General features: G+C 41.0%; 30 protein-coding genes. 22 read left to right on the top strand and 8 right to left on the bottom strand.

Features of this window, described 5'->3' with window-relative positions; translation table 11 throughout:
• Positions 1 to 123 precede the first annotated feature (123 nt).
• From AABK37_RS03940 to AABK37_RS03930, 3 genes are all read right to left on the bottom strand, one after another.
• Positions 124 to 567 (bottom strand): DUF29 domain-containing protein, encoded by a 444-nt coding sequence (locus tag AABK37_RS03940; protein ID WP_432550299.1) that lies wholly within the window; start codon positions 565 to 567, stop codon positions 124 to 126.
• Positions 568 to 731: 164 nt separating this feature from the next.
• Entirely contained in the window at positions 732 to 1,067 is a 336-nt protein-coding gene (locus AABK37_RS03935; RefSeq protein WP_432550298.1) for a DUF5615 family PIN-like protein, read from the bottom strand.
• Positions 1,060 to 1,371 (bottom strand): DUF433 domain-containing protein, encoded by a 312-nt coding sequence (locus tag AABK37_RS03930; RefSeq protein ID WP_432550297.1) that lies wholly within the window; start codon positions 1,369 to 1,371, stop codon positions 1,060 to 1,062. Before AABK37_RS03930 ends, AABK37_RS03935 begins: the two co-directional genes overlap by 8 nt.
• Positions 1,372 to 1,595: 224 nt before the next feature.
• Between AABK37_RS03930 and AABK37_RS03925 the strand changes: the two genes are divergently transcribed.
• The 9 genes from AABK37_RS03925 to AABK37_RS03885 all read left to right on the top strand — a co-directional run bounded on the left by AABK37_RS03925 (position 1,596) and on the right by AABK37_RS03885 (position 7,294).
• Entirely contained in the window at positions 1,596 to 1,826 is a 231-nt protein-coding gene (locus AABK37_RS03925) for a hypothetical protein (RefSeq protein WP_432550296.1), read from the top strand.
• Positions 1,823 to 2,017 carry a hypothetical protein gene (locus tag AABK37_RS03920; protein WP_432550295.1) on the top strand — a complete coding sequence of 65 codons (195 nt, stop codon included), beginning with the start codon at positions 1,823 to 1,825 and terminating at the stop codon, positions 2,015 to 2,017. Before AABK37_RS03925 ends, AABK37_RS03920 begins: the two co-directional genes overlap by 4 nt.
• Positions 2,010 to 2,159 (top strand): hypothetical protein, encoded by a 150-nt coding sequence (locus tag AABK37_RS03915; protein ID WP_432550294.1) that lies wholly within the window; start codon positions 2,010 to 2,012, stop codon positions 2,157 to 2,159. Before AABK37_RS03920 ends, AABK37_RS03915 begins: the two co-directional genes overlap by 8 nt.
• Positions 2,160 to 2,310: 151 nt before the next feature.
• Positions 2,311 to 3,441: a DUF58 domain-containing protein gene (locus tag AABK37_RS03910; RefSeq protein WP_432550293.1), complete on the top strand. Its 1,131-nt coding sequence runs from the start codon at positions 2,311 to 2,313 to the stop codon at positions 3,439 to 3,441.
• Positions 3,442 to 3,659: 218 nt separating this feature from the next.
• Positions 3,660 to 4,025 carry a ferredoxin thioredoxin reductase catalytic beta subunit gene (locus AABK37_RS03905; RefSeq protein WP_432550292.1) on the top strand — a complete coding sequence of 122 codons (366 nt, stop codon included), beginning with the start codon at positions 3,660 to 3,662 and terminating at the stop codon, positions 4,023 to 4,025.
• Positions 4,025 to 4,423 carry a DUF309 domain-containing protein gene (locus AABK37_RS03900; protein WP_432550291.1) on the top strand — a complete coding sequence of 133 codons (399 nt, stop codon included), beginning with the start codon at positions 4,025 to 4,027 and terminating at the stop codon, positions 4,421 to 4,423. Before AABK37_RS03905 ends, AABK37_RS03900 begins: the two co-directional genes overlap by 1 nt.
• Before the next feature lie 372 nt (positions 4,424 to 4,795).
• Positions 4,796 to 5,290, top strand: a complete 495-nt coding sequence (locus AABK37_RS03895) for an LptA/OstA family protein (protein ID WP_432550290.1) — start codon at positions 4,796 to 4,798, stop codon at positions 5,288 to 5,290.
• Positions 5,291 to 5,321: 31 nt separating this feature from the next.
• On the top strand, positions 5,322 to 6,050 hold the full coding sequence (lptB, locus tag AABK37_RS03890) for an LPS export ABC transporter ATP-binding protein (RefSeq protein WP_432550289.1): 729 nt from the start codon (positions 5,322 to 5,324) through the stop codon (positions 6,048 to 6,050).
• Between the two features lie 113 nt (positions 6,051 to 6,163).
• Positions 6,164 to 7,294: an LptF/LptG family permease gene (locus AABK37_RS03885; RefSeq protein ID WP_432550373.1), complete on the top strand. Its 1,131-nt coding sequence runs from the start codon at positions 6,164 to 6,166 to the stop codon at positions 7,292 to 7,294.
• A gap of 59 nt (positions 7,295 to 7,353) precedes the next feature.
• Here AABK37_RS03885 and AABK37_RS03880 read toward each other — a convergent pair whose 3' ends face one another.
• Complete coding sequence (locus AABK37_RS03880; RefSeq protein ID WP_200819174.1) at positions 7,354 to 7,992, bottom strand: CP12 domain-containing protein; 639 nt, start codon at positions 7,990 to 7,992, stop codon at positions 7,354 to 7,356.
• A gap of 574 nt (positions 7,993 to 8,566) precedes the next feature.
• Between AABK37_RS03880 and AABK37_RS03875 the strand changes: the two genes are divergently transcribed.
• Positions 8,567 to 9,820, top strand: a complete 1,254-nt coding sequence (locus AABK37_RS03875) for a hypothetical protein (protein WP_432550288.1) — start codon at positions 8,567 to 8,569, stop codon at positions 9,818 to 9,820.
• Positions 9,821 to 10,368: 548 nt separating this feature from the next.
• Here AABK37_RS03875 and AABK37_RS03870 read toward each other — a convergent pair.
• Positions 10,369 to 10,503 (bottom strand): hypothetical protein, encoded by a 135-nt coding sequence (locus tag AABK37_RS03870; RefSeq protein ID WP_432550287.1) that lies wholly within the window; start codon positions 10,501 to 10,503, stop codon positions 10,369 to 10,371.
• A gap of 280 nt (positions 10,504 to 10,783) precedes the next feature.
• Between AABK37_RS03870 and AABK37_RS03865 the strand changes: the two genes are divergently transcribed.
• The 4 genes from AABK37_RS03865 (at position 10,784) to AABK37_RS03850 (ending at position 15,776) form a co-directional block, all read left to right on the top strand.
• Positions 10,784 to 11,419, top strand: a complete 636-nt coding sequence (locus AABK37_RS03865; RefSeq protein WP_432550286.1) for a hypothetical protein — start codon at positions 10,784 to 10,786, stop codon at positions 11,417 to 11,419.
• 28 nt (positions 11,420 to 11,447) lie between these two features.
• Positions 11,448 to 12,773, top strand: coding sequence for a hypothetical protein (locus AABK37_RS03860; protein ID WP_432550285.1), 1,326 nt, complete (start codon positions 11,448 to 11,450; stop codon positions 12,771 to 12,773).
• A 325-nt stretch (positions 12,774 to 13,098) separates the two neighbouring features.
• Positions 13,099 to 15,573: an ATP-dependent nuclease gene (locus tag AABK37_RS03855; RefSeq protein WP_432550284.1), complete on the top strand. Its 2,475-nt coding sequence runs from the start codon at positions 13,099 to 13,101 to the stop codon at positions 15,571 to 15,573.
• A gap of 35 nt (positions 15,574 to 15,608) precedes the next feature.
• On the top strand, positions 15,609 to 15,776 hold the full coding sequence (locus tag AABK37_RS03850) for a type II toxin-antitoxin system HicB family antitoxin (protein ID WP_432550283.1): 168 nt from the start codon (positions 15,609 to 15,611) through the stop codon (positions 15,774 to 15,776).
• A 283-nt stretch (positions 15,777 to 16,059) separates the two neighbouring features.
• On the opposite strand, the gene AABK37_RS03845 is transcribed toward AABK37_RS03850, so the two are convergent.
• A complete protein-coding gene (locus tag AABK37_RS03845) occupies positions 16,060 to 16,440 on the bottom strand; it encodes a type II toxin-antitoxin system HicB family antitoxin (protein ID WP_432550282.1) in 381 nt (126 codons plus the stop codon).
• The gene (locus AABK37_RS03840; protein ID WP_432550281.1) at positions 16,406 to 16,681 is read right to left on the bottom strand and encodes a type II toxin-antitoxin system HicA family toxin; all 276 of its coding nucleotides are present in this window, start codon (positions 16,679 to 16,681) and stop codon (positions 16,406 to 16,408) included. The genes AABK37_RS03845 and AABK37_RS03840 overlap by 35 nt, the downstream gene beginning before the upstream one ends.
• Positions 16,682 to 16,822: 141 nt before the next feature.
• Here AABK37_RS03840 and AABK37_RS03835 point away from each other — a divergent pair, with 141 nt between their 5' ends.
• Together AABK37_RS03835 and AABK37_RS03830 are read left to right on the top strand one after the other, a co-directional pair.
• On the top strand, positions 16,823 to 17,026 hold the full coding sequence (locus tag AABK37_RS03835; protein WP_432550280.1) for a type II toxin-antitoxin system HicB family antitoxin: 204 nt from the start codon (positions 16,823 to 16,825) through the stop codon (positions 17,024 to 17,026).
• Positions 17,023 to 17,298 carry a type II toxin-antitoxin system HicA family toxin gene (locus AABK37_RS03830; RefSeq protein WP_432550279.1) on the top strand — a complete coding sequence of 92 codons (276 nt, stop codon included), beginning with the start codon at positions 17,023 to 17,025 and terminating at the stop codon, positions 17,296 to 17,298. Before AABK37_RS03835 ends, AABK37_RS03830 begins: the two co-directional genes overlap by 4 nt.
• A 41-nt stretch (positions 17,299 to 17,339) precedes the next feature.
• On the opposite strand, the gene AABK37_RS03825 is transcribed toward AABK37_RS03830, so the two are convergent.
• Positions 17,340 to 18,761 (bottom strand): NADP-dependent isocitrate dehydrogenase, encoded by a 1,422-nt coding sequence (locus tag AABK37_RS03825; protein WP_432550278.1) that lies wholly within the window; start codon positions 18,759 to 18,761, stop codon positions 17,340 to 17,342.
• Positions 18,762 to 19,039: 278 nt separating this feature from the next.
• On the opposite strand from AABK37_RS03825, the gene AABK37_RS03820 reads away from it, so the two are divergent.
• From AABK37_RS03820 to AABK37_RS03795, 6 genes are all read left to right on the top strand, one after another.
• A complete protein-coding gene (locus AABK37_RS03820) occupies positions 19,040 to 19,762 on the top strand; it encodes a GUN4 N-terminal ARM-like repeat domain-containing protein (protein ID WP_432550277.1) in 723 nt (240 codons plus the stop codon).
• A gap of 16 nt (positions 19,763 to 19,778) precedes the next feature.
• A complete protein-coding gene (locus AABK37_RS03815; protein WP_432550276.1) occupies positions 19,779 to 19,970 on the top strand; it encodes a type II toxin-antitoxin system HicB family antitoxin in 192 nt (63 codons plus the stop codon).
• 109 nt (positions 19,971 to 20,079) lie between these two features.
• A complete protein-coding gene (locus tag AABK37_RS03810) occupies positions 20,080 to 21,189 on the top strand; it encodes an ABC transporter ATP-binding protein (RefSeq protein WP_432550275.1) in 1,110 nt (369 codons plus the stop codon).
• Positions 21,190 to 21,210: 21 nt separating this feature from the next.
• The gene (locus AABK37_RS03805; protein WP_432550274.1) at positions 21,211 to 21,831 is read left to right on the top strand and encodes a hypothetical protein; all 621 of its coding nucleotides are present in this window, start codon (positions 21,211 to 21,213) and stop codon (positions 21,829 to 21,831) included.
• 285 nt (positions 21,832 to 22,116) lie between these two features.
• Entirely contained in the window at positions 22,117 to 23,778 is a 1,662-nt protein-coding gene (locus tag AABK37_RS03800) for an AAA family ATPase (protein WP_432550273.1), read from the top strand.
• A gap of 6 nt (positions 23,779 to 23,784) precedes the next feature.
• Positions 23,785 to 25,777: WD40 repeat domain-containing protein (locus AABK37_RS03795; RefSeq protein ID WP_432550272.1), on the top strand; the 1,993-nt coding region annotated here is incomplete at its 3' end.

Genomic DNA, 25,777 nt, shown 5'->3' with positions numbered 1-25,777 from the left:
ATTGCCATAAGCGATCGCACTCTTAGCAGCATAGATTTAGAGTGCGTAGGCGTAGCCCCTTAAAGTAGACATCGTCTCTCGATACCGCTTTCATTTCACAAAAATCAGATAAGACTGATATATTTAAGGTAAATAATTTTCATCTAATAATTGTACAAGAGTGTAAGGACACTTTTCTAGAAAAATAGTTAAATCAGTTTTCATTTTCACAAAATCAACCGCACTTTGATAAATATTCTCTAAATCATCCTGTAACTTGTTTATTAAATTCGTCGTTAAATGATTATTTAAGTCATATCTAAAGGTTTTAATTTCTCCAATCCAATGACGATAGTTTCTTTCATATTCTACCTGCCAATATTGCAGTAATAATATATGAATAATAATTTGCCTTAAAAGACTTTTGACTTTAGCTAAATCTCTTTTCCCCAAACTGATTAATTCCTCAATTAAGTTTTCTAAATCAAGTTGGTTAAACTGTTTTTCTTTTAATAATTCAATAGTTTCTTCTAGCCATAAATTCTCATCAATTTCATAGAGTTGTTTTAAGTTGGTAGTAATTGTCATATTTTTACCTTCTACCTACATTCCATAATTTAATCATACACAATTACAAATTTAGAGATGCAAACCACCAAAATCCAGATAACTTGTTAAGTTGTGCATACAATTTCTAACTAACTCCACCTAAATGCTTTTGAAGATGCAAGTCTTTCAATATTGCTTTCGTTTCACACAAACTCGACACGTCCCACCATCTCTTCAGGTGTCATCACCTCATAAATCAAAACTAAAGTTTCAATGATTTCACCCATTGAACGAGTCCCTTTCTTGCAGTAGGTAATACCAGGACGATCGAGCCTAGAACTTGCAATAATCAAAAAATCTGCATCTTGGGTGAACAGTACTCGCTGTGTTTCTTGAATAAACCCTAATTGGACTTCATCGGATTGAGTACGTAATCCCACATCATTGGTTGTTGTGACATCAATTCCATAACGGCGCAAGCCAAGCGCAATAATAGGATCGACATTTTCATCCAGATGAAAGCGAATTCGTTCACTCATTCCTCAACTGTCTAAGTTTCTCTTGAAGACGCGAGGGATGATTTTGCTTCAGCACCTCAACTAACTCATCCTCTTCTGCTATGCGGCGATCAATCTCGTCTCGGCGATCAAAGTAATAAGCCATTGCTGCATAAACAGATGCCAGTGACAGGTCATACTTACCAGCAATCTCTACCAAGGAATACCCCAGCTTTAAATGCATCACCGCCACATCCTCTACAGCAATGCGAGTACCAGCAATCCGGGGCTTTCCACTCCGCACATCAGAAGAGATTTCAATATGTTCCCGGCTGACTAACTGCATCAATGAATCTTCCACCTCTGTTCTATTATTTAATAATACACAGCAGTCCTGGCTCTTACAGAATTACAGGTTGACTCGATCGCAACCACTATTTCATAAATCTTATTGACAATGTAAATACCGAAGTGCGTACACTGTGAGATTTAGCAGAGCTGGCTAATCTGGTCATGCGGGGCGATATCCTCCATACTAAAATTTAGACATCTCTTTCAAAAGTGCAGCCTATGTTGTTGCAAGAACTCAAAAAGCAGATTTATAAATTATCCGAGAGCGATCGCCTTGCACTGGTGAGCGCCATCATCGAATCCCTGCAAGACACCACCAAATCCCAACTCGATCGATCAAGCGCGATTAAACGGATGCGGGGTTTGTTGAAAACAGACCAGCCAGCGCCAACAGATGAAGAAGTAGCGGCAATGCTAGAAGAACGGCGGGTGGAAAAGTATCTGGAGTGAGAGTTTTAATTGATACCAATATAGTTCTAGATTTCCTCTTACAGCGAGAGCCATTTCTAGAAGATGCACATACTCGTAGTGTCGAACAAGCACGACAGGCAATTTTAGAAACGTTGACTGTAATGGTGATTTGCCCCGTCAACCGAGCAATTGTGGAATCAGCATTCACATCGGGCAGGGATGATGAGTGAGGATGCAGTCCAAATCGCTTGTGCGGTTGCTCAAGGATTAGAGGCGATTTTGACACGCGATCGCCAAGGTTTTCAAAGTTCAGCCGTGCCTGTTTTATCGGTCAGCCAGCTATTGCAGCAGTTAGAAAACGCTGAAAGTTGAACGGCATAAAATAGTGATGATTGGTTAGAAAGACACATTTGCTATGGGGTGATGAAGCGCGATCGCAACCCTTTTTAATACCCTATGCTTGTCTTTACCAAAACCCGGAAATACTGTGAATTTCAGGTGGTGTTGGGTTAAAAAGGAAACTATGAAAATTATTAAACCCATCACCAACTGGCTAGAAATCCGCGCTTGTGCCCCTACATATAGCGGTTGGGTACTAGTGGGAATTGCGATTTGTTTTTTTGGCGCTGGTATCAATACAATGGCTGGCTGGTTGTATGTTATTAGTGGGGTCAGTTTTGCCCTGCTAATTATTGCGGCTTTTTTACCACAGCGATCGCTTGTCGGTTTAGTTGTCAAACGTCGTTTCATCAATCCAGTTTCCGCAGGCGACGAACTTACGGTAGAATTAGAAATCCGCAACAACACAAAACAGCCTGTTAACTTGCTGCAAGTCGAAGATATCTTGCCGATTGTTTTGGGCAAACCAATACACCAGCCAATCGAAACGATTCACAGCCAAACTAGTTACAATTGGGTATACGATCGCCCAACTGTGCGCCGGGGTGTTTATCGCTGGCAGACAGTCGAACTGGCTACCGGTGCGCCTTTAGGGTTGTTTTGGTGTCGGCGTCAGCATGAATGTGCGGCAAAGGCGATTGTTTACCCGACTGTGTTACCTTTGACCAATTGTCCTTTAGTAGACGAAATCGGGCAAGATGATAGCATAAAAAGCGATCCGCGTGGTAAACCTTTTCAAACAGCCACAGCTGGATTAACGCGATCGCTTCGTCCCTACCGCACAGGCGATCCCATTCGTCTCATCCACTGGCGCAGCAGCGCCCGCTACGGGGAATTACGGATACGCGAGTTAGAAAAAGTTACTAACGAACAAGATATTGTAATTGCCTTAGATAGTGCTGCAACCTGGGAAGAAAATAACTATGAACAAGCAGTAATTGCCGCTGCCTCGCTGTATTTTTACGCACAAAGGCAACAAATGCAAGTGCAATTGTGGACAGCAGCTACAGATTTAGTCAAAGGGGAAAAGATGGTTTTAGAAACTTTAGCGGCAACTAATCCAGGAGAAGATAGTATCGCAAAAGCGCCTAATAAGCCTTTAATTTGGCTGACTCCAAATCCGGCGATCGCTAATCTTCCTAATGGTAGTCGTTGGGTGCTGTGGCAGAATACGTCAACCGTAAATTGGGATTACCCAGGAATTATTATCCAAAGCGATCGCCCACTGCAACTCCAACTACAAACAGGGTACTAAAGACTGGGGACGAAGATATGAGCAGTTTACTGCTCACTACCAAATTTTCACGTTCTTGTTAAACTTCGATGAGATTGCAGATTGTGCCGATGCCAGCAAGCCTATTGAAAAACTTAACCAAACTTAAAAACCTGAGAATGGGGAAATACCCGCAGTAATAGCTTACTGAGGCTGAGTTACAATGCAAAGAAATATTTAAATTATGAGACACCTTTCCCATGCTCGCATCAGAAGATAACACAAAATCCACCGATAGAAATTTAGAGGCAATGCGCCATTTTTCCGAACAATACGCCAAGCGTACTGGAACCTACTTTTGTGCTGAACCCTCTGTAACCGCAGTTGTAATTGAAGGACTTGCCAAGCATAAAGACGACTTAGGGGCGCCTTTGTGTCCTTGTCGTCACTACGAAGACAAAGCAGCTGAGGTAAGCGCGACATTTTGGAACTGTCCTTGTGTACCGATGCGAGAACGCAAAGAATGCCATTGTATGCTGTTTCTCACCTCAGACAACGAGTTTGCAGGTGAAAAGCAAGAAATTACTTTAGAAACAATCAAACAAGTGCGAGACAGCATGGGTTGATGGAAAGCATCCCCAACGACTTTTGGCAAGGCGTAGAACAGTTCAATTCCGGAGAGTTCTACGCCTGTCACGATACATTAGAGGCTCTGTGGATCGAAGCATCAGAGCCAGAAAAAAGCTTTTATCAAGGCGTTTTACAAATTGCTGTAGCCTTGTATCACCTGAGTAATCGTAACTGGCGAGGTGCAGTAATTTTATTAGGAGAAGGAAGCAATCGCCTGCGACGTTACCCATCAACATACAGCGGTATTGATGTTGACGAACTATTATATCAGAGTGCGGCATTGTTGAGCGCATTACAAAAAGCCGGAGCCGAGAAGATTACCGCTGGTAACTTAGGTGAAGATGAAACCTTGACCTTACCCAAGATTTTAATCGTTAACGAATCAGGGGACTAGGGATAAGGAGGACAAGGAGACAAGGGGACAAGGGGACAAGGGGACAAGAGAGAGCTGTTCTTGAGCTTTTTTGAGCAGAAAGAAATATTTCTTCTTTCTTGCACTTTTCCCTTTTCCCTTTTCCCCTCCTCAAAAAGATGTGTAATGGCGAAACAATGAGCTTTTAGAAAGCGTCAAGAATTTTAGCCAGTGCTTAATCCACAACTCGTTTAGATTGTGCATTTTATCTCAGACACGACTAAAACTGCGTTACTTTTTATTTCGTAGTAAGCACTGAAGTGCTTATATTAAGCACTTCAGTGCTTACTACAATAAAACACTTAAGATAATTAAAGTAAAAATCAAATTCATCTTAAATCCTAAATTACTCTCATGCCCTGGTATAAATTGCCTCAATCACACATGCGTCGCTTTGGATTAGCCTTAATCTTACCAATTGTGTTGGGAACTATAGCCTTTCCCATCCAACTGCAAAGGGCTACAGCACAAACTTCTGGACAACAAGGGCGCCCGCTGCAAATTAAATCTGATATCCAAGAATACGACGCCAAAACGCAAGTAGTAACAGCGCGGGGTAACGTGCAAATGGTTTATCCGGCTCGGCAAATTCAAGCCACAGCTGCCCAAGCTCAATATTTTAGCAAAGAACGCCGCATCGATTTCAGTGGCAATGTTTATATTTTGCAACAGGGTGCTAATAGCATTAGAGCAGAGAAAGTTACATATCTAATTGACGAAGGACGGTTTGTAGCATTACCGCAAAACAATCGCCAGGTAGAATCAATCTATTTGGTGAACGATGCCAACGTTAACTCACCATCTGCTGCACCCGCTCCGAAAACACCGCCCTTCAAGCGTTCTAATTAAAAATAATCGCGCTTGAAAGGGTACAACACTCGTGAAAATTGTTTTAGAAAACGTCCACAAATCTTACGGCAAGCGAGTTATTGTCAATCGCGTTAACCTTTCTGTTGCCCAAGGGGAAATCGTCGGTTTACTCGGTCCGAATGGAGCTGGTAAGACAACCACATTTTATATTGCCACAGGTTTAGAAAAACCCGATCATGGAAACGTTTGGTTAGATAGCCAGAATATTACTGGGATGCCAATGCACAAAAGGGCGCGTTTGGGTGTTGGCTATTTAGCGCAAGAAGCGAGTATTTTTCGTGCCTTGAGTGTGCGAGATAACATTCTTTTAGTACTAGAGCAAACCAATGTGCCACGATTAGAATGGTCGGGGAGAGTACAAAATTTACTGCGGGAGTTGCGTTTGGAAAAAGTAGCTAACAGTAAAGGAATTCAACTTTCTGGGGGTGAGCGACGCCGGACAGAATTGGCGAGAGCTTTGGCGGCTGGGCGTTCGGGACCAAAATTTTTGCTTTTAGATGAACCATTTGCCGGAGTCGATCCGATCGCCGTTTCCGAAATTCAGCATATTGTCGCCAGATTGCGCGATCGCAACATGGGTATCCTGATTACAGATCACAATGTCCGCGAAACTCTCGCCATCACAGATCGCGCTTATATCATGCGCGAGGGGCAAATTCTCGCCTCCGGTACAGCTGAAGAACTTTATAATAACCCGCTCGTTCGGCAATATTACTTAGGCGATAACTTCCAGGTCTAGTCATGTGTCATTTGTCCTTTGTCTTTCGCCAATGACTAATGACTAATAACTACTGACTAATAATGAAATACAAGCCTTTTTATACCCTGAATTCGCTGCTGCCTTTTTCCATCATGGATCGCTACCTCACCAGCGAATTAATACCGCCATTTTTATTTGGTGTCGGAGCATTCTCATCAATTGGTGTCACAATTGATGCTGTATTTGAACTGGTGAGAAAAATAGTAGAATCCGGGCTACCAGTAGGAATTGCACTCCAAGTTTTTTTATTAACCCTGCCAAAGTTCATTGTTTTAGCCTTTCCCATGTCTACGCTGCTAGCTACTTTGATGACTTATAGTCGTCTTTCTAGCGAAAGCGAATTGATTGCTCTGCGAGGATGTGGCGTCAGTGTTTATCGCATGGTCTTAACTGCGGTATTTTTAAGTTTGCTGGTTACGGGATTGACATTTGCCTTCAACGAGGAAATTGCACCAGCCGCAAGTTACCAAGCAGCCGTTACTTTAGAAAAAGCACTAAAATCGGACAAGCCAGCGATCGCCAAACAAGATAACTTCCTCTATGCAGAAAAGCGAGATGTAAAGCAACCCAATGGTAAAAAGCAAAAAATTCTCACACGCTTATATTACGCCGATCAATTTGATGGCAAGCGTTTCAAAGGTTTGACAATTATAGATCGTTCCGAGCAGAAAGCCCAGCAAGGTTTAAGTCAAATTGTCGTTGCAGATTCCGGCGAATGGAATCCATCAGAAAACACTTGGAATATTTACAAAGGTACGATTTATTTAGTAGCTCCTGACAGTTCTTATCGCAATATTGTGCGGTTTGAACAGCAACAATTACAACTGCCTCGCACAGCATTTGAACTAGCAGAAAAAAGCAAAGATTACGACCAAATGAATATCGCTCAAGCGCTAGAACAACTCGAACTAGAACGCCTCGGCGGTGATGAGAAAAAAATTCGCAAACTGAAAATTCGCATTCAACAAAAATTCGCCTTGCCCTTTGTATGTGTAGTTTTTGGCTTAGTAGGTGCTGCGATGGGAACCATACCACAGCGCACCGGGCGAGGAACCAGTTTTGGTATTAGTGTCATAGTTATTTTTTCATATTACTTATTTGGCTTTATTACTAGTGCCTTAGGAGAAGCAAATGTTCTCTCTCCCTTTATGGCTGCTTGGTTGCCAGATTTTATTGGTTTAGGCACAGGTATATTCTTATTGATGCGAGCTGCCCGCCGATGAATCTCATCATAGAATTACGGTGCGTTACACTGCGTTAACGCACCTGACAAATTTAAGATTTACTGGAAAAATGAACTTTTAGGATCGTAGTTCCGACATTCCGGAGCATCAGGATTTTCCCTACAATATTCCTCAAAAGAAGTTTTAGCTGATACCATGCTTTCAGCTTTTTGATGAGCCGCTTCCGCTTGGAGTTCTTCTACTTCATCCCAAGCGGCAGCACAAGCTTTAGAATAAGCACCTCGATCTGTACAAATAGCACGAGCATCTTCAATCGCTTTTTGAATTCTGTCCTCAAGCACAAGTCCTTTGGGAGAGTCCACAAAGTCGCTTTTTGTCAAGATGTCAGTAATTGAGATAATGCCCAATAACTTGCCTTGAATCACGGGTGCCCTGCGAATACCAGTATTGGCAAACAACCGCGCTACAAATTCCACACCCAAATCGGGATTGACAACAATGCAAGGTTTGCTCATAATTTCGTAAACCCGCACTGCTTTGGGGTCTTTGCCGTAAGCTGTTATTTTGTAGACAATATCTGTTTCAGTAACAATACCATAGGCATCATTTTCATAGCGGCGATCCACAACCAGCGCCCGCAGCCCTTTTTTCTTCAACAGTTCCACAGCTTCCGCTACAGTCGCCGAACCGCGAATGGTAACTACGTCCTTGGTCATGATATCTTCAGCTTTCATCATTGCTATAGCCTCCCGTTAAATAGGATGGTACGGTAGGATCGCGCATTGCTCAACTCTCGCCCACAACAATAAAGTTAGAGCAGCTTTCAACTCTAGATGATATCCAAAGTAACCAAGGCGCAAAACCGAGGATAAATAACTTGACTTTTGTATCGCTTTGCTGGGCAAGTCATTCTATAACCTAAGATCGAACATATTTTGACAAGGTTAGGAATGAGCGCACTCATGTCGTCGTCACCATTGAATTGACGTAGGGGCAATTCATGAATTGCCCCTACAAGACGGAGAGCGCGTGCGCTTATTCCTAAAGGTGAAAAAAAAGTAAAGTTTCTCAGCGAATGCATGTACATTATTAATGACGCAGGACTGTGGAAACGTTAGGATTAAATTACAATGCAACTTCAAGTGAGAAATTTCCTTAAGTTCAGACTTGATTTCTAAGCTGAAAAATTATATTTTCACTTATGAAAATTGCTACGCCTTAGTCTGAATGCACTCTTGAAAGCTCGGTTTTGAATTTTTGGAAAGTTTTGCGCTTTTTGCAGTAAATTTAAATTCAAGGATTCGAGTGCCCATGTCACCTCAGCGTTATCCCCCCGCTTACTTACGTTACCTCAGAGCCAGGTTATGGAATTTCAGTAGACCGGCTTTTTGGGGAACAGCTATATTTTTATCTGTGCTTGGGCTCTTCATTCGAGAATATTGGGCAAACCCAGATTTTTTAACGTTTTTGCAAAATAATAAGCAAGCTGCTACACCAAAGCCTGCTGACTCATCTCTTTCAGATGAAGATAGAGCGATCGCAGCTGATATTGATAATTTACCAGTACTGATTAATGACGCTCAACAATCAAATTTGCTAGTAGCGCCCAGCACGCGAAAGGAAAAAAGTCAAGAAAATAATCGCAAAAGTCTATTAGACGATTTAATTAGCAAACAGCAGGAAGCTGCTAAAAATGCTAAGTCAAATCCTGGAGGAATAGTTGATAATGTACCTGCTTCAAACGTGACAAATCCTTTTGTGGCACAAGCAGAAACTTTATTGCAAGCCGGAACTGCTAATACTGGCAGCCAGTTATTTGGTGTCAAAAGAGATACATCGTCAGATCAACCAGGTATAGCAGGAAGTTCCTCTAACTTAGGGATTGCATCGCCCAATCAAATTAACAATAATCAAAATCCTGCCCCAATCAGCGCTTTACAAACAGCAATCAACTCTTCGACACAGAACCCGTCAATAAATAATACTACTTCTAATGCAAGTCCTATTGGGCGATCGCTACCCAGCAACGATTTACCTAATCAGGGTTTCTCTGCAAACACTCAATTGAATACAAACCCCAACGATCCCATCTCGACAACCGTTTACCAAAATCCAACAGTCACGAATCAGCCGCAAAATAACTACACAAATTTCCCTGGTTCTCAGTCTGGGACAAGTTACCAAAAGCCAACAGTCACGAATCAACCGCAAAATTACTACACGAATAGTTCTCAGCCTGGGACAAATTACCAAAACCCAACAGTCACGAATCAGCCGCAAAATTACTACGGTAATTTTAATAATGTTCAGCCATTGCCGAGCGTAGTAACACCAACATCAACGGTATCGCCGGGAACTTATGCGGCACCGAATAACATTACACCATACTCTCCCCAGGCTCCGAATCAAGGTACTGTCCAGCCGAGTAACCAAGTAGGATATGGTAATGGCAATTCTTATCCCAGCTTGCCGCAAGTTCAATCATCTCAGTCTAATCTCACAGTTCCTCCCCTGTCACGAGGACAGTATGGTGGAGTTAACATTAATGGTTACACCTATCCTTAATGAGTTAGGAGTTGTAGAGACGTTCCATTGGAACGTCTGTACGGGAGTAGCAAGTATTCACAGAATCCACGTAGGTCAAGCAGGTATTGCTTCATAGCCGTTTTCAGTTGGGCGATCGCCCTGCGGCTAATTTCTGTGTCCTCAGAGAAGCGCACATTCAATATCACCATTACAGTCTCTATAACCAAAAGCGACTGTCTATTATATGCCTGGGTATAAAAAAGATACTAATATTTTTCAGCTATGCCTGAAGACACCTAGCATTATCGCTCTTAAGTTAGATGTTGTGGGGTATAACCCCATATTTAATATTTAAAGAAAGAATTAATTGATGATTATGCGCTATTATCAATCATACCTCCAAAATTTATTTGATATTTAACAAATGCGACGCTTATGATAATCGTGTCTTGTAAAGTAGCCTTACGAGGCGTTACCCGGTACTAATGAAAGTAAATATTGGCTGGGACAATGCAGAGCATCGAGCGCTGTCTCACCGCTGCAAAGTCTTTGCATCCTAACTTCATCTGAAATTAGGAATGTATGACTTAGGCATTTTGCTCATCAAGTGCAGCTATATGGACTAACAACATGTTGCATTCGTAGTGCAGTTGTGTAGTCCAGTGGTTTAGTGTGTGGGCGATCGCACGATCGCGTATTTCTTCCCATTTTTTCCCAGGCATTGCATAAATAATGAGTCCTAGACCTAGTTAAGAATACAGAGGAAAAGTAAACAAGCTTATCTTCCGTAACCCGTGCTGGTAGGACTGACACAATCAGATTTTTGCCAATGCATAAGTCCTAGAATCTTAAACTTATAATTTTCCGGCTAGAAATAAAGCTGCCCAAAAGCATGAGCGTAACGTTGTGTGTTCCCCGTTAGTGATACGCATTTTTTGAGAAAAAGCAGCAGTTTCTATTGCTACACCCTGTTTTGATCGGATTATCTAACGGAGATTTTCAATGAATATATTTGTGCGCTTTTTTGGCGCAGCGGCTTTTGCTATATATGCAGTAGCTGCTGCATCTGATGTTGCTTTTTCACAGCAGGCTCCGACTGCTTCTCCTGAGAGAATAACACAGAAAATTTGCTCTAGTGATGCAGTAGAGAATTTGTTACCTCCATTAAGCCAGCCAAGTAATTCTCCAATTTCCTACCTGGCGCAGCAAGGTTTTACACAAACCAGTGACGGTTCGTGGGTTTGTTATGCAAATGACCCGAAAAAGGAAGGACGCTATTATACCCTCTTAAAAGTTCAACAGATAGATGGAAAGCTTGTAGCAAGTTCTTTTCTTGAGCAGGGTAGTTTGATTGAGGGACAAGAAAACCGCAGCTTGGACTTGTTCATGACGCTGATTGAGAATTATACAAATACTAACCGGAACAACCGCGAAAGTATACGTAAGTATTTGCAGACATTTATATCCCTAGTACGCTCCGGGAAAATACAGCCTTCGCGCCGTGGTTATCTGTTTGACCAACCGAGCCGTAGTTTAGTCATGTATCACCCTCTTAGTTCGGGAGAACTCAAAGGTACGGGGATCACCATAAATATCAATTCGCCCTATAAGGGTTCTAGCCAAGTTCGTTCTTTTTGAGTCCAATTTTGTTTGCTAGAGGTTAATTATGTTGAGGTCAGTTGTAAACAGAATTGCGTTCTCATTCTTGGCAGTAATGGCAGTTATTCAGCCTGCTTCGGCTCAACTGAATATAGGACGTTATGGTGTTCAACCAGGATTGGAGCAAAATTATCTCCAGTACCAACTATCAGGCAAAAGTCTCAGTCAGATGCGAGCCATTCCAGGGTGTCTTACAGGATTTGGACTTGGTTGCAATAAGACTGGAGAGGTACTCCAACAATTAGTTGAACAAAATAACAAAACTAGCTACTCCAACCTGCTGATACGTGCAGCAGGTGGAGAGGAAAACTTCCGCAATTTCTCTAACTTCTACGGTAACAATCCGCGTCTAAGAGAAGTTCCATATTCCTCGTTCTGGAAAAACGATGCCACAAACATTATGGATGGCTATCAGTATGTTCTGGGGCAACAGCTTGGTCGGACTCCGGTAGAAAATCTGGGACTGATAACCAAGAACTTCTACTGGTCGCCATTATCGGGAGATAATAATTCACTCAGTCTCCGCAGTGGATTGCTGGACTTGAAATACTCTTATGGACGCCTGCTTTTAGAAGAAGTCTCAAAAATTCCTAACCTTGAGCAGCAGATTCAATCTTTAGGTTTGCCAAAAGAGGTGACGCAGTATTACTTGGGTAACTTCTCTAGAGGGTTGGAAGCGTTGAATGCCGGAAATGAGAACTTACTCAAAGACAGCATTTTACACATACTTTCGGTTCCCTTCTCACCTGAAGGAGGAGGAGAACTTGGGCGTCCCTTTGCGGGAATTCCGAATGAGTTTGATTCGCTATACGGGCAAGGTTTAGAAGGAAATGCCTTTTCGGGTGGTCCTGTAGTCACGTTGGAGCCAGAAGCGATAAGCGTTGATATTCCTTCTTTCTCAGAAGGATATGCCTTGATTCCAGGTGGTTCTGGTAATCAGTTCCCTACTTGGGTATTAGGAGTTCTTCCCCTAGGACTGCTTTTCTTTTTATTGTCCAGTGGAGGAGATAGTGGAGATAGTTCCGGTTCAAGAGGGACTCTTATTTCCAGCGGTGGAGAAACTGGTGTCACTCCTCCCCCTCCCCCTAGCCCTAGCCCTACCGTATGCCCTACTATGTCTGGTGGCAATGGTGTTGCTAATAATCAGAATGTCAATGGTTCTTGTTCTAACCCGATACTTCCGGGACCGGAAGTTAAGAAAGTACCAGAGCCATCAGCAGTAAATGCTATTTTGCTACTGACTATTGTGCTTTGCTTGCTGAAAAACAACCAGAGGCGATACTCTTGCAGAGTCGCTGCGCGATCGCGCAGCTGTATAGCGGCACGCACATAACTGGTTAATTTGTTGTTTTATGCGAACAAAGACACTTCGGTACTGATTGAGACTCACACCTTCACTTTCAGCAGTGCGATCGCGCGTTGTGATTGTACCTGGCGACTGGAAGTCGCGGCTATACAAACGAAGTCCGCCTTCGCGGACTAAATATGGAAAGTTGAGAAGGGGCGATCGCTTTTTTGTGGGATGAGGGCGATCGCCTCTTGCCTGCAAAAGATATAGTTATTCTGTGGTTATTGGTTAAGTAATTTTTTAGTAAAATTGTACTATTTAATGGTATACTTTGTTATTCGTTTATGCATACGAGTTACCAAATATATTTATGCGTTTAAAAACCTTATTTGTTCGCTTTTACAAATCTTTCAATTACGACTTTCTGAAAGTTAAAGATAAAAGAGCTAAAAAGAAAGATTGGGAAGATATAGATGAAAAGTGGTATCCATATCTGCAAATTCCAATTGAGCCTAAAGTTACAACCATTGTTGGTGCTAATGAATCTGGTAAGTCGCATCTACTAACCGCTATCGAGAAAGCTATATCTGGCAAAGATTACAATGATAATGAAATTTATAGAGATGACTTTTGTCGTTATTCCCGCTTTTTTGCCATTAGAGAAGGAGAGTTAAAGTTCCCAGATTTTGGTTGTGAATTTGACAATTTATCTGTAAAAGAGCAACAGCAGATTCAGTCTATATCGGAAATACCAAAAGGAACCCAGTTTGATAGTTTTTTTCTTTTCAGAACTAACAAGGATAGTTTAACTATATATTTACAAGAAAATAAAGATAAGTATACACGTTACCTTGTTGAGCAAAAAAATGTTGAGAAAATAACCAATTTTTTACCACATACATTCAGAATACATTCTGATATTGATTTACCAGATACTGTACCTATAAAGCAATTACTAAAGCGAGCTAATAATCCCAAAGGCACAAGATTTGAATTCTTGGAACGTGAACAGAGAAATATAATCCGTGAATTACTGAATGAATTATATGATAACAAGGGTGGACTGCCAAAAAATCCCTCTGCTTTGAATCAGCCAGACTCTAAGTTACAACAAACTATATCATCACTTATTAAAAATTTAGAAGATAATAATTGGATTTATGGTAAAGACCCTAAAAAAAGAGAGAAACAATTTGACCTTGCCTACAAGCTAATTTGTAAGGTTGCTAAAATAGATCATGAGATTTTATCTGACCTAGCTGATGCTATGTTAGAGGGTAAGCAAGGTTATACAGAAGCTCTTCTGAAAATGATTAATAATTATTTATCAGATAGCTTGAATTTTCCTAGTTACTGGGTTCAAGATCGGAAATTCAGTTTGCGATTATCAGCTAGAGATCACGATTTAATTTTTACAATACGTGACCGAACAGGAACTGATTATTCTTTCTCAGAAAGAAGCAACGGCTTGAAGTATTTTCTGAGCTACTACATACAGTTTCTGACTCATGACTATAAAGAAAGCTCTTCTCAAATTCTTTTAATGGATGAGCCAGATACTTATCTATCTAGTCAAGCGCAACAGGATTTGATGAAAATATTTGATAAATTTTCAAATCCTGAAGATTTCAGGCATCCAGTTCAGGTAGTTTATGTTACTCACTCTCCATTTCTCATTGATAAAAACCACGCTGAAAGGATTAGGCTTTTAGAGAAGGGAAGCGATGACGAGGGAACATGGGTTGTTAAAAGTGCTGCTAAAAATCTTTACGAGCCTCTCCGTTCAGGTCTTGGGGCTTTTGTTGGAGAGATGGCATTTATTGGCAACTGTAATTTAATAGTTGAAGGTCAGACAGACCAGATAATTCTTGCAGGAGCAGCCAGATATTTACGATCTTGTGGTGTGTCAGAGCGCGAAACTATCGATTTAAATCATGTCACGATTGTTCCAGCGGGAGGAGCGCCAAACGTACCATACATAGTTTTTCTGGCTTGTGGACGTGATGTTGAGAAACCAGCAGTAATTGTACTACTTGATAGTGACCAAACCGGAGATGATGCAAAAAAGAACCTGAAAAAAGGCGGTCCAAGGCATAGAGAGTTGCTAAAGGATAAGTTTATACTGCAAATTGGTGATTTAGCTGGTGAATCCGGTCTAAGCTTACCATCTGGTATTAAACCGACTGTAATTGAAGACCTCATTCCTTTATCAATTTGTGCAAAAGCTTGCCAAGACTATGCAACACAAATATGCGGAGCTAAAAATGATGATATAGCTGCTATTACAGAAGACGCTATCAAGAAAAAATTAATTGATAGTAAGACAGTGTTTGATGCAGTACAAGCTTGCTGTCAAGATATTTTGAAAGGTTCTGTAAAAATAGAAAAAGTAGGTTTTTCTAGAAGTGTAATAGAGGTAATTTATACGTTGTCGAAAGAATACTCTCATACGAAACAATCTGACAATGCTCTACAAGAGTTTGAAAATAACTTCAAATTGCTATTTCGACGTATTGAAAGAATGCAGCGTGAAGCAGAAAACGAGCGGAAAGAAAAACGTCTGTCACAGAAAATAGATGATGTAATACAACAGTTTATTAAAGACCACCCACATTCTGCAAGACGCGAAGATGCAATAGCTCGTCTTGAAGATATAGAATCACGCTTAGATGATAGTTTGGAAAGCGACCCAATTAAATCAGCAATTCAAGATATTCGACGCGATTACAAGCTTGACATAGAAATGACAAAGACAATCGACAATTATGAAAAATTCAAAGAAGACTTAGAAAAAATTAAGTATGCAGGTAAACTTGCTAGCCAAAAACAAGAAGAAGAGGAGTAAATAAATTATATTAAAACGGAGAAGAAAGATTTGGAATGAAACTGAAAGTTATTATTCATGAAGCTGAAGAAGGCGGATATTGGGCTGAAGTGCCTGCTATTCCAGGTTGTGCTACTCAAGGAGACACTTTTGAAGAATTACTACACAATATTTACGAAGCTATAGAAGGTTGTCTATCGGTTGATATTGAAGCGATGCGTTAAGCTTTGCCGTAACACACCTTACCAAATTAATAGCCCGCGTAGGCGGGCTTTGTTTGTATAGCCCCAGGAATTTCGCGCCTGCGGGCATTAACCGCAACGACTACTTAAACTGCTTAATTATCGCCTCGGCAAACTCCGAACACTTCAACGGTTCAATTGGCGGTTTTATCATCCGCGCACTTATCATAGGTAACTTGACGCAAGCGCTTCGCGCACTCCTACAACTACCAAATGCGTAGAGCAAAAGCTTCTTGCCCCAGGCATCGCCATCTCTCAACATCACTTACACCGCTGCACTCAATAAAGACACAATATACTGATTAAGGCTTACACCTTCACTTTCAGCAGTCTCAGCCAAACGACGATGTAGAGATTTGGGCATTCGTACCAGTAGCTTACCACTGTAGCTATCATCATTACTAGGTTTAGGAATATCGTCGCCAGCTTCATAAGCTGTCTCAATCCACAATTCCCGTGCCTCATTTATATTTGCCACTGTCTCTTCTAAAGTTTCACCTTGAGTGAGACATCCAGGCAAATCTTTAATTTGAGCGACATATCCCCCTTCTGGATCGGGGTACAGTGTTACTGGATACTGAAGATTCAAATAATATTCTAAGGACGGCTTCTCAATCTGCTTGTTCTTCTGGTTCAGTGTCTTCATTACTCCACTCTTCTAAATTTAATAGCTCAATTATTTGCTGGACATAGACTCCTTTAACTTTTTGTCCGCCTTTTTTGGGTACTGTTACCTTTCTACCTTCGGAGTCTCGAAAACTATGATGGCTACTCTTTGACCTTGTTTCTTCAAAACCAAAAGCTTCTAATAAATAGCGCACATCCTCAAACCGCACTTTTGGCGATCGCTTGAGGAATTCCTGCACTAATTTATTTAATTTGCTCATCTATATAAAATTATCATAATACTATATATAGTATCAGAAAAATGTTGTTATAATAACTCTCCTATTCATCCGGTGTAGTGCGATCGCATTTATAGAGTGAATTAACAGACAATCAAACCAGAGCGTGAAGGATTGCTATACATGAAGTTGAAAGTTATTATTCATGAAGCTGAAGAAGGTGGATATTGGGCTGAAGTCCCTGCGATTCCAGGTTGTGCCACTCAAGGAGACACTTTTGAAGAATTACTACAGAATATTTATGAAGCTGTAGAAGGTTGTCTATCGGTTAATATTGAAAATCTGGAAACGACCGATCAATCTAGAATTATAGAAATTGCCGTATGAACTCAATGTCTGGCAAACAGTTAGCGAAGCTGTTAGAAGCTAACGGTTGGATATTATTACGGGTTCAAGGTAGTCATCATATCTATGGCAAAACTGGTGTTACATCCCGAATTTCTATACCCATTCACGGTAATAAAGACTTGAAAATAGGCTTGCTGCGGCACTTGCTAAAAACTGCTGGCTTGTTGGAAAATTTATCACAAGAAAAAACTCCTGAACAATCAGCAAATGAAGCAATTGATGAACAGCCAGACGCTAATAATACTGATTGAAAAGGTGCGTTAGTAGGGTGCGTTATTAACGCACCCTACGATTATTTAAACTGCTTAATTATCGCTTCAGCAAACTCGGAACACTTCAACGGTTCAACCGGCGGTTCTAGCAAACGCGCTAAATCATAGGTAACTTCACCCTGCGCGATCGCATTCCCCAATCCTTCCTTTATCAAGTCCGCTGCTTCTTGCCAACCCATATATTCCAACATCATCACCCCCGACAAAATCACCGAACCCGGATTTATCCGATCTAATCCAGCGTGTTTCGGTGCGGTGCCGTGGGTAGCTTCAAATATTGCACAAGCATCGCCAATATTTGCCCCAGGTCCCATCCCCAATCCCCCGACGATCGCTGCTGCTGCATCAGATAAATAATCGCCGTTTAAGTTCATTGTCGCCAAAATCGAATACTCATCTGGTCGAGTTTGGATTTGTTGAAAAATACTATCGGCAATGCGATCGTTCACCATCACCTTATCTTTCCACTTGCCGTTACCGTGACTTGACCAAATTTCATTAAGAACTGTTTCAACTTCCTTGACAATTTGCGCTTTCTTCTCTTCAGTTAAAGCATCATACCCAGGATCGATCATCCGGGCGTTTTCTTCTGAGGAAATCTCGGAATTTTTCTCTTTATTACTCAAAATCCAAGATTCTCTTTCCGTGACGCACTCTTTGCGAAACTCGCTGGTTGCTAATTCGTAACCCCAATCGCGAAAAGCACCTTCGGTGTACTTCATAATGTTGCCTTTATGCACCAAAGTCACCATTTGCTTATTTTTCGGCAAAAGCAAGGCGTGTTTCATTGCACGGCGTACAAGGCGCTGGGAACCCTTTTTGCTGATGGGTTTGATGCCAATACCCGAATCGAGGGGAATTTGCTTTTTACCGTGTTCTGGGGTGGCGGGGATCAATTCTTCGTTGAGGATTTTGATCAGGCGATCGCCTATTTCGCTTCCTTGTCGCCACTCAATCCCCAAATAAATATCCTCCGTATTTTCCCGATAAACAATCACATCGAGTTTTTCGGGATTTTTATGCGGTGAGGGCGTACCTGCATAATAGCGGCAAGGACGCACGCAGGCGTAAAGGTCAAAAATTTGCCGCAATGCCACGTTTAAAGAACGAATTCCGCCGCCGATGGGAGTTGTCAAAGGTCCCTTTATTGCCACACCATATTCTTTAATCGCCGTGAGGGTGTCTTCGGGTAAATACTGATATGTCCCGTATAATTCGCAAGCTTCATCCCCAGCGTAAACCTTAAACCAGCTAATTTTGCGCGTGCCTTTGTATGCTACTTCTACCGCAGCATCAAGTACCTTTTGGGCTGCGGGCCAAATATCTATTCCTGTGCCATCGCCGCGAATAAAAGGGATAATTGGATTATCAGGCACAATCGGTTCAGTATTAGAAAAGGAGATTTTTGCTCCGGTTGTGGGGGGGGTAATCTTGTCGTACATATATTACACACTCCTAATAAATACGCTGCCGCTTTGGTTGAGAAAATGGTTCTTGAGAGTGACGGCAGATTGTACTGTGTCTTGTTTTCACCCATTTATGAGGCGGAAAATTTACCCTTATTCTCGGTGTAGGTTAGAAAACAAAGGTAAGGGATTCGGTCAAACCATTGCTTTTTGTACGCTCAAAAATAGTAAACTACATTTCGCTATCAATGCTTCAGCTTACAGAATGCACGGCTATAGCGATCGCTCTATTACGCTAACACTCCGGAAATTGCATGACAGATCCAATGATTGTACCAGGCACTGCTAATGACATCGACCTTTTGCTTAAACAGTTAATCGCTGGGTCTATCGGTGTCCAACAACAACTGATTCTACAGCTCTCAGACCTCGGTGATGAAGGATTGCACGCATTGATGGAGTTTTTACTAAAACGTCGTGAGACTAAAGCGACTTGGATTGATGGCAATGCCTATCAAGTCCTCTTCAAGTCTAATGCACCCAAAGCAAAAGAATTTCTGCTCTCTTATTTCCCTGAGGGAATTGTACCTCTAAAATCAGAGTGCGGGATTGATTACAATCCTTTGCAACAGCTACTTGCCGTCCAAGACTTTCAAGCAGCCGATCGCTTGACTTTGCAAAAAATGTGCGAACTCGCAGGATCAACGGCTGTCCAAAGAAAATGGTTGTATTTTACCGAAGTAGAAAATTTTCCCATTACTGACTTACAGACGATTAATCATCTGTGGTTAGTTCACTCTCAAGGAAAATTTGGCTTTTCAGTACAGCGAGAAATTTGGTTGGGATTAAGTAAAAATTGGGAGAACTTTTGGTCAAAAATTGGCTGGAAAAATGGCAACAATTGGACACGTTATCCTAACGAGTTTACCTGGGATTTAAGCGCACCTAAAGGTCACTTACCACTTTCTAATCAACTGCGCGGGGTGCGTGTAATTGCTTCGTTATTTTCTCATCCAGCTTGGACTAATGCAAAATAAACACGGGTAAATACATATGACGATAAATACCAGCAAACGCGAATTTTACGTCATCATTGAGCGTGACGAAGATGGATATTATATTGGGGAAGTTCCCTATCTCAAAGCTTGTTATAGCCAAGGAGAAACAATAGACGAGTTGATGGCGAATATGAAAGAAGTAATTCAACTGTGTTTAGAACAAGAAAAAGATGAAATTATCCCGTAATTTATAAGTATTGAAAAGGTAGTAATTTCATCCAAATGTAGGGACGGTGAAACCCCACCCATACAAGCCATAAATCTAAAATCTAAAATCTAAAATCTAAAATCGTAGAATGGCAAATGTTCGTTTAGAAGACATCAAACGCAGGTTTAACAACGTCACCGCTATCGAGGATATTACCTTTGAAATTCCCGATGGTGAATTTTGGGTTTTGGTGGGACCATCGGGTTGCGGTAAGTCTACAATTCTCAGGACGATCGCTGGTTTAGAATCTGCGACTTCTGGCAAACTGTTTATCGGCGATCGCTTAGTGAATAATATCCCCGCAAGACAGCGGGATGTAGCGATGGTTTTCCAAAATTACGCGCTGTATCCGCATATGACGGTAGCGCAAAATATCGCTTTTGGGTTGCAGATGCGAAAATTTGACGCGAAGACGATTCAAGAAAGGGTAGTGACGGTAGCGCGATCGCTTTCTCTGGAACATCTGCTAGATCGCAAACCAAAACAACTTTCGGGGGGACAGCAACAACGGGTAGCATTAGGTAGAGCGATCGCTCGTGAACCTCAAGTTTTTCTACTTGATGAACCTTTATCTAATTTAGATGCCCAGTTGCGAGATGATACTAGGGCTGAGTTGAAACAGCTACATCAAAAGTTGGGAATTACGACGATTTATGTTACTCACGATCAAGTTGAAGCGATGACTTTGGCTGATAAGATTGTGGTGCTAAATAACGGACGAATTCAACAAATTGGCGATCCGCAAAGTATTTATGGGCGTCCTCAGAATCGGATGGTGGCGACTTTTTTAGGTAGTCCACCGATGAATATTTTGCCGGCTAAGTTTAAAAATAATGCTTTTGATTTGGGTGGTCAAGTAATAGGAATTCCGCTTAATATTCGGGAGGAGTTGAAACCGCAGCAAGGGCAAGGTTTTGATTTGGGGATTAGACCGGAACATATTTATATTAACGAACCGCGAAGATGCGAAGAGCGCGAAGAAGGAGAGTTAGAGATTGAGGTGAAGGTGGTGGAACCTTTGGGAAGGGAGACTTTGATTAGGGGGGGTTTAGTTGGTTCTCCGGGGGTTTTGGTAAATGTGCAAGCAGGTGCGGATGTGTGTTTGCGTTCAGGCGATCGCTTGACTTTAGAATTAGATATGCATCAGTTGTTTGTGTTTGATGCGAGTACGGGTGAGGCTTTATATCAGCCTAAGTGAAATTATTTAATAGGAGTTTATATGGCTTTCAGTAGTTACAAAACTATCGGTGAAGTCTTGAAAGCGTTTCAGGTTTTTTATACTGAAGCAAATTTTATTGTAGAAACTGCGTTTAATATCTCTAATTATTTTCGAGAAGATTTAGAATTAATGATGCGGGAGGCTGTTGTTGATAGTTCAGAATTTGCTATTTGTGAAAATTTGATTTATCCAGTTCTCAAAGAAGTTTGGAAGCAATATCTCAACAATTTTATTTTATGGAGTCATCACTCGCTGAATTTTGATGAAAAATTATCAGGTTTTCCGGAATATATTCTGGCGAAAAAGTCTCCTTTGGGGAAAGTTGTATTTGATCAACCATATTTTATCTTAGTCGAAGCAAAGCAAGATAATTTTGAAGCAGGTTGGGCACAGTGTTTAGCAGAAATGATTGCAGCGCAAAGACTGAATGGAGAACTTGAAATAATTGTCTTTGGTATTGTTTCTAATGGTGGAACATGGCAATTTGGTAAGCTGGAAAAAAACGTGTTCACTAGAAATGTTACTCCATACACCATTTATGAACTAGAGAAATTATTCGCTGCTGTTAATTATGTCTTTCAACAGTGTGAATCGCAGCTAAATAATCTGGTAGCTGTTTAATTTTCAACCTACCTTTTAACGAACATGCGATCGTCCTGATATAGGAATCCGGTTTGATTTTTGAAAATACACGTAGAAAATACACGTAGGGGAGGCAAATTTGGGTGTGGATTTTCCTCCCCCAATATTGCCGTTGTGTTATGCCGTAGGAAGATCGCACCACCCCAAGGTTTTGGTGCGTTACGGAAGCCGTAACACACCCTACAATACTGGAGATGTCTATTCAATATTTATGAATTTGGTATACTACTCGTAAGCAAAATAGTAAATTTTAGGTAATAAATCATGATAGAATTTGCCGCCATTACTTCAATGATTATTAAACATGCTCCTCAAGCTGGTCAACCAATCATCAAACAAGCTCAAAAAAACGAAGCTGTAATCAAAATTCTACACGAATTAAAACTCAATCCTACCCAAATTCCCGATGATGTTGATACTGTTTATGCTCACACTCTGGTAAGGTATGGTGTATTTAAGCCGGAAGCAATCTTAAACCTGTTTAGAGAGAAAGAAACTAAAGATTCTTTTTGGAATGCTTATACTAATAATACTCCGTTTGAGTTCGTAGAATATATCCGCAAGTTTCTTAAGAAAGATACTGATTTAGACACTAATATCCGCAAAGCTAACATTAATATATCAGCAGAATTAGAGAAATTTGGTGAAGTTTTTATCTCTGTGGCTAAAGACAGTGCATCTAAAAAATTCCTGATTCCTCCAGAGCAAACTTATCCACATTGGGATTTAGATGTTTATCCCAAAGAATTTAAAGCCTTAATTTCTGAAAAAACTCGTTTATTTTGTGGTCGTAAGTTTGTTTTTCAGGCGATTATAGATTTCGTTGAAAAGGAAAAAAAGGGTTATTTTACTGTGATTGGTGATGCAGGGATGGGTAAAAGTGCCATCGCTGCTCAATACGTTTTAGCTACTAATTTTCCTTGTTATTTTAATGTTTTTGCAATAGGAGAGAACAAACCAGAAAAGTTTTTAGCTAGTATTCGTCAACAGTTAATCAAGCGTTATTCTCTCCAAAATGCAGACAACGCTGATTTAAGAAATTTATTGCAAAAAGTCAGTGAAGCACTAAACGGACAAAAACTTGTAATTGTTGTTGATGCACTGGATGAAGTAGAACAAGAAGGAAATAGTAATCTTTTAGATTTACCCCAAAGTCTTCCCGATGGAGTTTATTTTTTACTGACCAGAAGACCTTTTAATCAAGCAAGCAAACGTTTAACTTCGTCTCCAGATACTCCTGTAGATGAATTGGATTTAACAAAAGGTGATTATCAAAAATATAGTCAAGAAGATATAAAAGAGTATTTGCGCTCATTTCTTAAGATGAGTAAAGATGAAATTAGACAATGGATTCAACAATTAATTAAAAATCCAAATTCGGCGAAAAATACGGAAGAAGTCATTGAATTAAATCAGTGGATAGAAAAACAAAATCCGCCTATTGATCAAACAGAGTTTGTTGATAAGTTAGCGGAAAAAAGTCAAAATAATTTTATGTACTTACGCTATGTTTTACCAGCGATCGCTACTGGTAAATATAATGACCTGAGTTTAAAAGGATTACCAGATGGACTTAAGCAATATTATATAACTCATTGGCAGCGTATGGGTATGGATAATGATGACAATGACATTAACGCAAAAATCCTCTTTATTTTGCTTGTCAGAGGTGAGGCAGTATCATCAGATACGATTGCTGATATTCTCGATGAGGATATATTTCCTATAGAAAAGATTTTAGGTCAATGGGTAGAGTATATAACACCTAGAAAAGTACAAGAAGATAAGAAAGAAAAAACTTACTACACTATTTATCATCGCAGTTTTTTTGAATTTCTACAAGAGCAACCCAAGCTAGATGGAAATAAAAATAAAAGGAGATTTAAAGAAATTAAGGAAAAAATTTATCAATATTTGAATGGTTAAACTAAAATGGGAGAAATTGCCACTAAATTCACATCTTTTAACCAAGAGAAAAAAAGGTTTTATCTCGATAAAAACCCGGAAGAATCTTGGGAGTTAGAATATTTAGATAATTATTATCAACTTCTCACAGATTTTGATTTTATTTCTCTGAAAATTCAATATTCTGAGTCTGGAGTAAAACCTCTGTTTGGAGTAGAACCCTTGATCAGAGATTATGCTTTGATTGATAACTCAAAAGAGAAACTAGACCCCGAACAAGTCAAAACCCTCAAATTAATTCAACGTGCGCTACAGTTATCGGCACATGTTTTGAATCAAGACCGAAATCAATTAGTAGGACAATTATGGGGGAGATTGCAGAGTTTTCCCCAGCGAGAAATTCAAAAAATATTGGCAGATGCACAACAAAGTAAAAGTGAAATTCCTCGATTTCGTCCGATTACAGCTAGCTTAACCACTCCAAGCGGAAACCTACTGCGTACCCTGACTGGTCATAACGACTGGGTAACAGCAGTAGCGATCGCACCCGATGGAAAAACAGCCGTTTCTGCTTCATATGACTTTACCCTGAAACTGTGGGATCTAGAGACAGAAAAGGAAATCTCTACCCTGACTGGTCATAACCTCTACGTAAGTGCAGTAGCGATCGCACCCGATGGAAAAACTGCCGTTTCTGCTTCATCTGACAATACCCTGAAACTGTGGGATCTAAAGAAAGGATTGGAAATCTCTACCCTGACAGGTCATAATGACTACGTAACAGCAGTAGCGATCGCACCCGATGGAAAAACAGCCGTTTCTGCTTCTGGTGACTTTACCCTGAAACTGTGGGATCTAAAGAAAGGATTGGAAATCTCTACCCTGACAGGTCATAATGACTCGGTATGGGCAGTAGCGATCGCACCCGATGGAAAAACAGCCGTTTCTGCTTCTGGTGACTTTACCCTGAAACTGTGGGATCTACAGACAGCAAAGGAAATCTCTACTCTGACAGGTCATAACGACTGGGTAAATGCAGTAGCGATCGCACCCGATGGAAAAACAGCCGTTTCTGCTTCATCTGACAATACCCTGAAACTGTGGGATCTAAAGAAAGGATTGGAAATCTCTACCCTGACAGGTCATAATTCCATAGTAAGTGCAGTAGCGATCGCACCAGATGGAAAAACTGCCGTTTCTGCTTCACATGACAATACCCTGAAACTGTGGGATCTAGAGAAAGGATTGGAAATCTCTACCCTGACAGGTCATAACGACTACGTAAGTGCAGTAGCGATCGCACCAGATGGAAAAACTGCCGTTTCTGCTTCAGAGGACAGTACCCTGAAACTGTGGGATCTAGAGAAAGGATTGGAAATCTCTACCCTGACTGGTCATAATTCCTGGGTAAATGCAGTAGCGATCGCACCCGATGGAAAAACTGCCGTTTCTGCTTCACATGACTTTACCCTGAAACTGTGGAATCTACAGACAGCAAAGGAAATCTCTACCCTGACAGGTCATAATCACTACGTAAGTGCAGTAGCGATCGCACCAGATGGAAAAACTGCCGTTTCTGCTTCAGAGGACAAAACCCTGAAACTGTGGAATCTAGAGAAAGGATTGGAAATCTCTACCCTGACTGGTCATAACTTCTGGGTAACAGCAGTAGCGATCGCACCCGATGGAAAAACAGCCGTTTCTGCTTCATATGACTTTACCCTGAAACTGTGGGATCTAGAGAAAAAATTGGAAATCTCTACCCTGACTGGTCATAATAACTCGGTAACAGCAGTAGCGATCGCACCCGATGGAAAAACAGCCGTTTCTGCTTCATCTGACAATACCCTGAAACTGTGGGATCTAGAGAAAGGATTGGAAATCTCTACCCTGACTGGTCATAATAACTGGGTAAGTGCAGTAGCGATCGCACCCGATGGAAAAACAGCCGTTTCTGCTTCATCTGACAATACCCTGAAACTGTGGGATCTAGAGAAAGGATTGGAAATCTCTACCCTGA

This window comes from Tolypothrix sp. VBCCA 56010, assembly GCF_050875635.1.
Taxonomy (GTDB): domain Bacteria; phylum Cyanobacteriota; class Cyanobacteriia; order Cyanobacteriales; family Nostocaceae; genus Hassallia.
This window is presented reverse-complemented; position numbering and strand designations above follow the sequence as displayed.

What these genes read in the sequence shown, in the direction of transcription:
- AABK37_RS03850 (WP_432550283.1), top strand. Translation starts at nt 15,609, where the DNA reads ATGAAACTGAAAGTTATTATTCATGAAGCTGAAGAAGGCGGATATTGG.
- AABK37_RS03875 (WP_432550288.1), top strand. Translation starts at nt 8,567, where the DNA reads ATGTCACCTCAGCGTTATCCCCCCGCTTACTTACGTTACCTCAGAGCC.
- AABK37_RS03880 (WP_200819174.1), bottom strand. Translation starts at nt 7,992, where the DNA reads ATGATGAAAGCTGAAGATATCATGACCAAGGACGTAGTTACCATTCGC.
- AABK37_RS03860 (WP_432550285.1), top strand. Translation starts at nt 11,448, where the DNA reads ATGTTGAGGTCAGTTGTAAACAGAATTGCGTTCTCATTCTTGGCAGTA.
- AABK37_RS03840 (WP_432550281.1), bottom strand. Translation starts at nt 16,681, where the DNA reads ATGAGCAAATTAAATAAATTAGTGCAGGAATTCCTCAAGCGATCGCCA.
- AABK37_RS03800 (WP_432550273.1), top strand. Translation starts at nt 22,117, where the DNA reads ATGATAGAATTTGCCGCCATTACTTCAATGATTATTAAACATGCTCCT.
- AABK37_RS03845 (WP_432550282.1), bottom strand. Translation starts at nt 16,440, where the DNA reads ATGAAGACACTGAACCAGAAGAACAAGCAGATTGAGAAGCCGTCCTTA.
- AABK37_RS03885 (WP_432550373.1), top strand. Translation starts at nt 6,164, where the DNA reads ATGGATCGCTACCTCACCAGCGAATTAATACCGCCATTTTTATTTGGT.
- AABK37_RS03930 (WP_432550297.1), bottom strand. Translation starts at nt 1,371, where the DNA reads ATGCAGTTAGTCAGCCGGGAACATATTGAAATCTCTTCTGATGTGCGG.
- AABK37_RS03810 (WP_432550275.1), top strand. Translation starts at nt 20,080, where the DNA reads ATGGCAAATGTTCGTTTAGAAGACATCAAACGCAGGTTTAACAACGTC.
- AABK37_RS03900 (WP_432550291.1), top strand. Translation starts at nt 4,025, where the DNA reads ATGGAAAGCATCCCCAACGACTTTTGGCAAGGCGTAGAACAGTTCAAT.
- AABK37_RS03825 (WP_432550278.1), bottom strand. Translation starts at nt 18,761, where the DNA reads ATGTACGACAAGATTACCCCCCCCACAACCGGAGCAAAAATCTCCTTT.
- AABK37_RS03915 (WP_432550294.1), top strand. Translation starts at nt 2,010, where the DNA reads ATGAGTGAGGATGCAGTCCAAATCGCTTGTGCGGTTGCTCAAGGATTA.
- AABK37_RS03865 (WP_432550286.1), top strand. Translation starts at nt 10,784, where the DNA reads ATGAATATATTTGTGCGCTTTTTTGGCGCAGCGGCTTTTGCTATATAT.
- AABK37_RS03910 (WP_432550293.1), top strand. Translation starts at nt 2,311, where the DNA reads ATGAAAATTATTAAACCCATCACCAACTGGCTAGAAATCCGCGCTTGT.
- AABK37_RS03805 (WP_432550274.1), top strand. Translation starts at nt 21,211, where the DNA reads ATGGCTTTCAGTAGTTACAAAACTATCGGTGAAGTCTTGAAAGCGTTT.
- AABK37_RS03940 (WP_432550299.1), bottom strand. Translation starts at nt 567, where the DNA reads ATGACAATTACTACCAACTTAAAACAACTCTATGAAATTGATGAGAAT.
- AABK37_RS03935 (WP_432550298.1), bottom strand. Translation starts at nt 1,067, where the DNA reads ATGAGTGAACGAATTCGCTTTCATCTGGATGAAAATGTCGATCCTATT.
- AABK37_RS03895 (WP_432550290.1), top strand. Translation starts at nt 4,796, where the DNA reads ATGCCCTGGTATAAATTGCCTCAATCACACATGCGTCGCTTTGGATTA.
- AABK37_RS03870 (WP_432550287.1), bottom strand. Translation starts at nt 10,503, where the DNA reads ATGCCTGGGAAAAAATGGGAAGAAATACGCGATCGTGCGATCGCCCAC.
- AABK37_RS03820 (WP_432550277.1), top strand. Translation starts at nt 19,040, where the DNA reads ATGACAGATCCAATGATTGTACCAGGCACTGCTAATGACATCGACCTT.
- AABK37_RS03905 (WP_432550292.1), top strand. Translation starts at nt 3,660, where the DNA reads ATGCTCGCATCAGAAGATAACACAAAATCCACCGATAGAAATTTAGAG.
- AABK37_RS03835 (WP_432550280.1), top strand. Translation starts at nt 16,823, where the DNA reads ATGAAGTTGAAAGTTATTATTCATGAAGCTGAAGAAGGTGGATATTGG.
- AABK37_RS03855 (WP_432550284.1), top strand. Translation starts at nt 13,099, where the DNA reads ATGCGTTTAAAAACCTTATTTGTTCGCTTTTACAAATCTTTCAATTAC.
- AABK37_RS03815 (WP_432550276.1), top strand. Translation starts at nt 19,779, where the DNA reads ATGACGATAAATACCAGCAAACGCGAATTTTACGTCATCATTGAGCGT.
- AABK37_RS03925 (WP_432550296.1), top strand. Translation starts at nt 1,596, where the DNA reads ATGTTGTTGCAAGAACTCAAAAAGCAGATTTATAAATTATCCGAGAGC.
- AABK37_RS03830 (WP_432550279.1), top strand. Translation starts at nt 17,023, where the DNA reads ATGAACTCAATGTCTGGCAAACAGTTAGCGAAGCTGTTAGAAGCTAAC.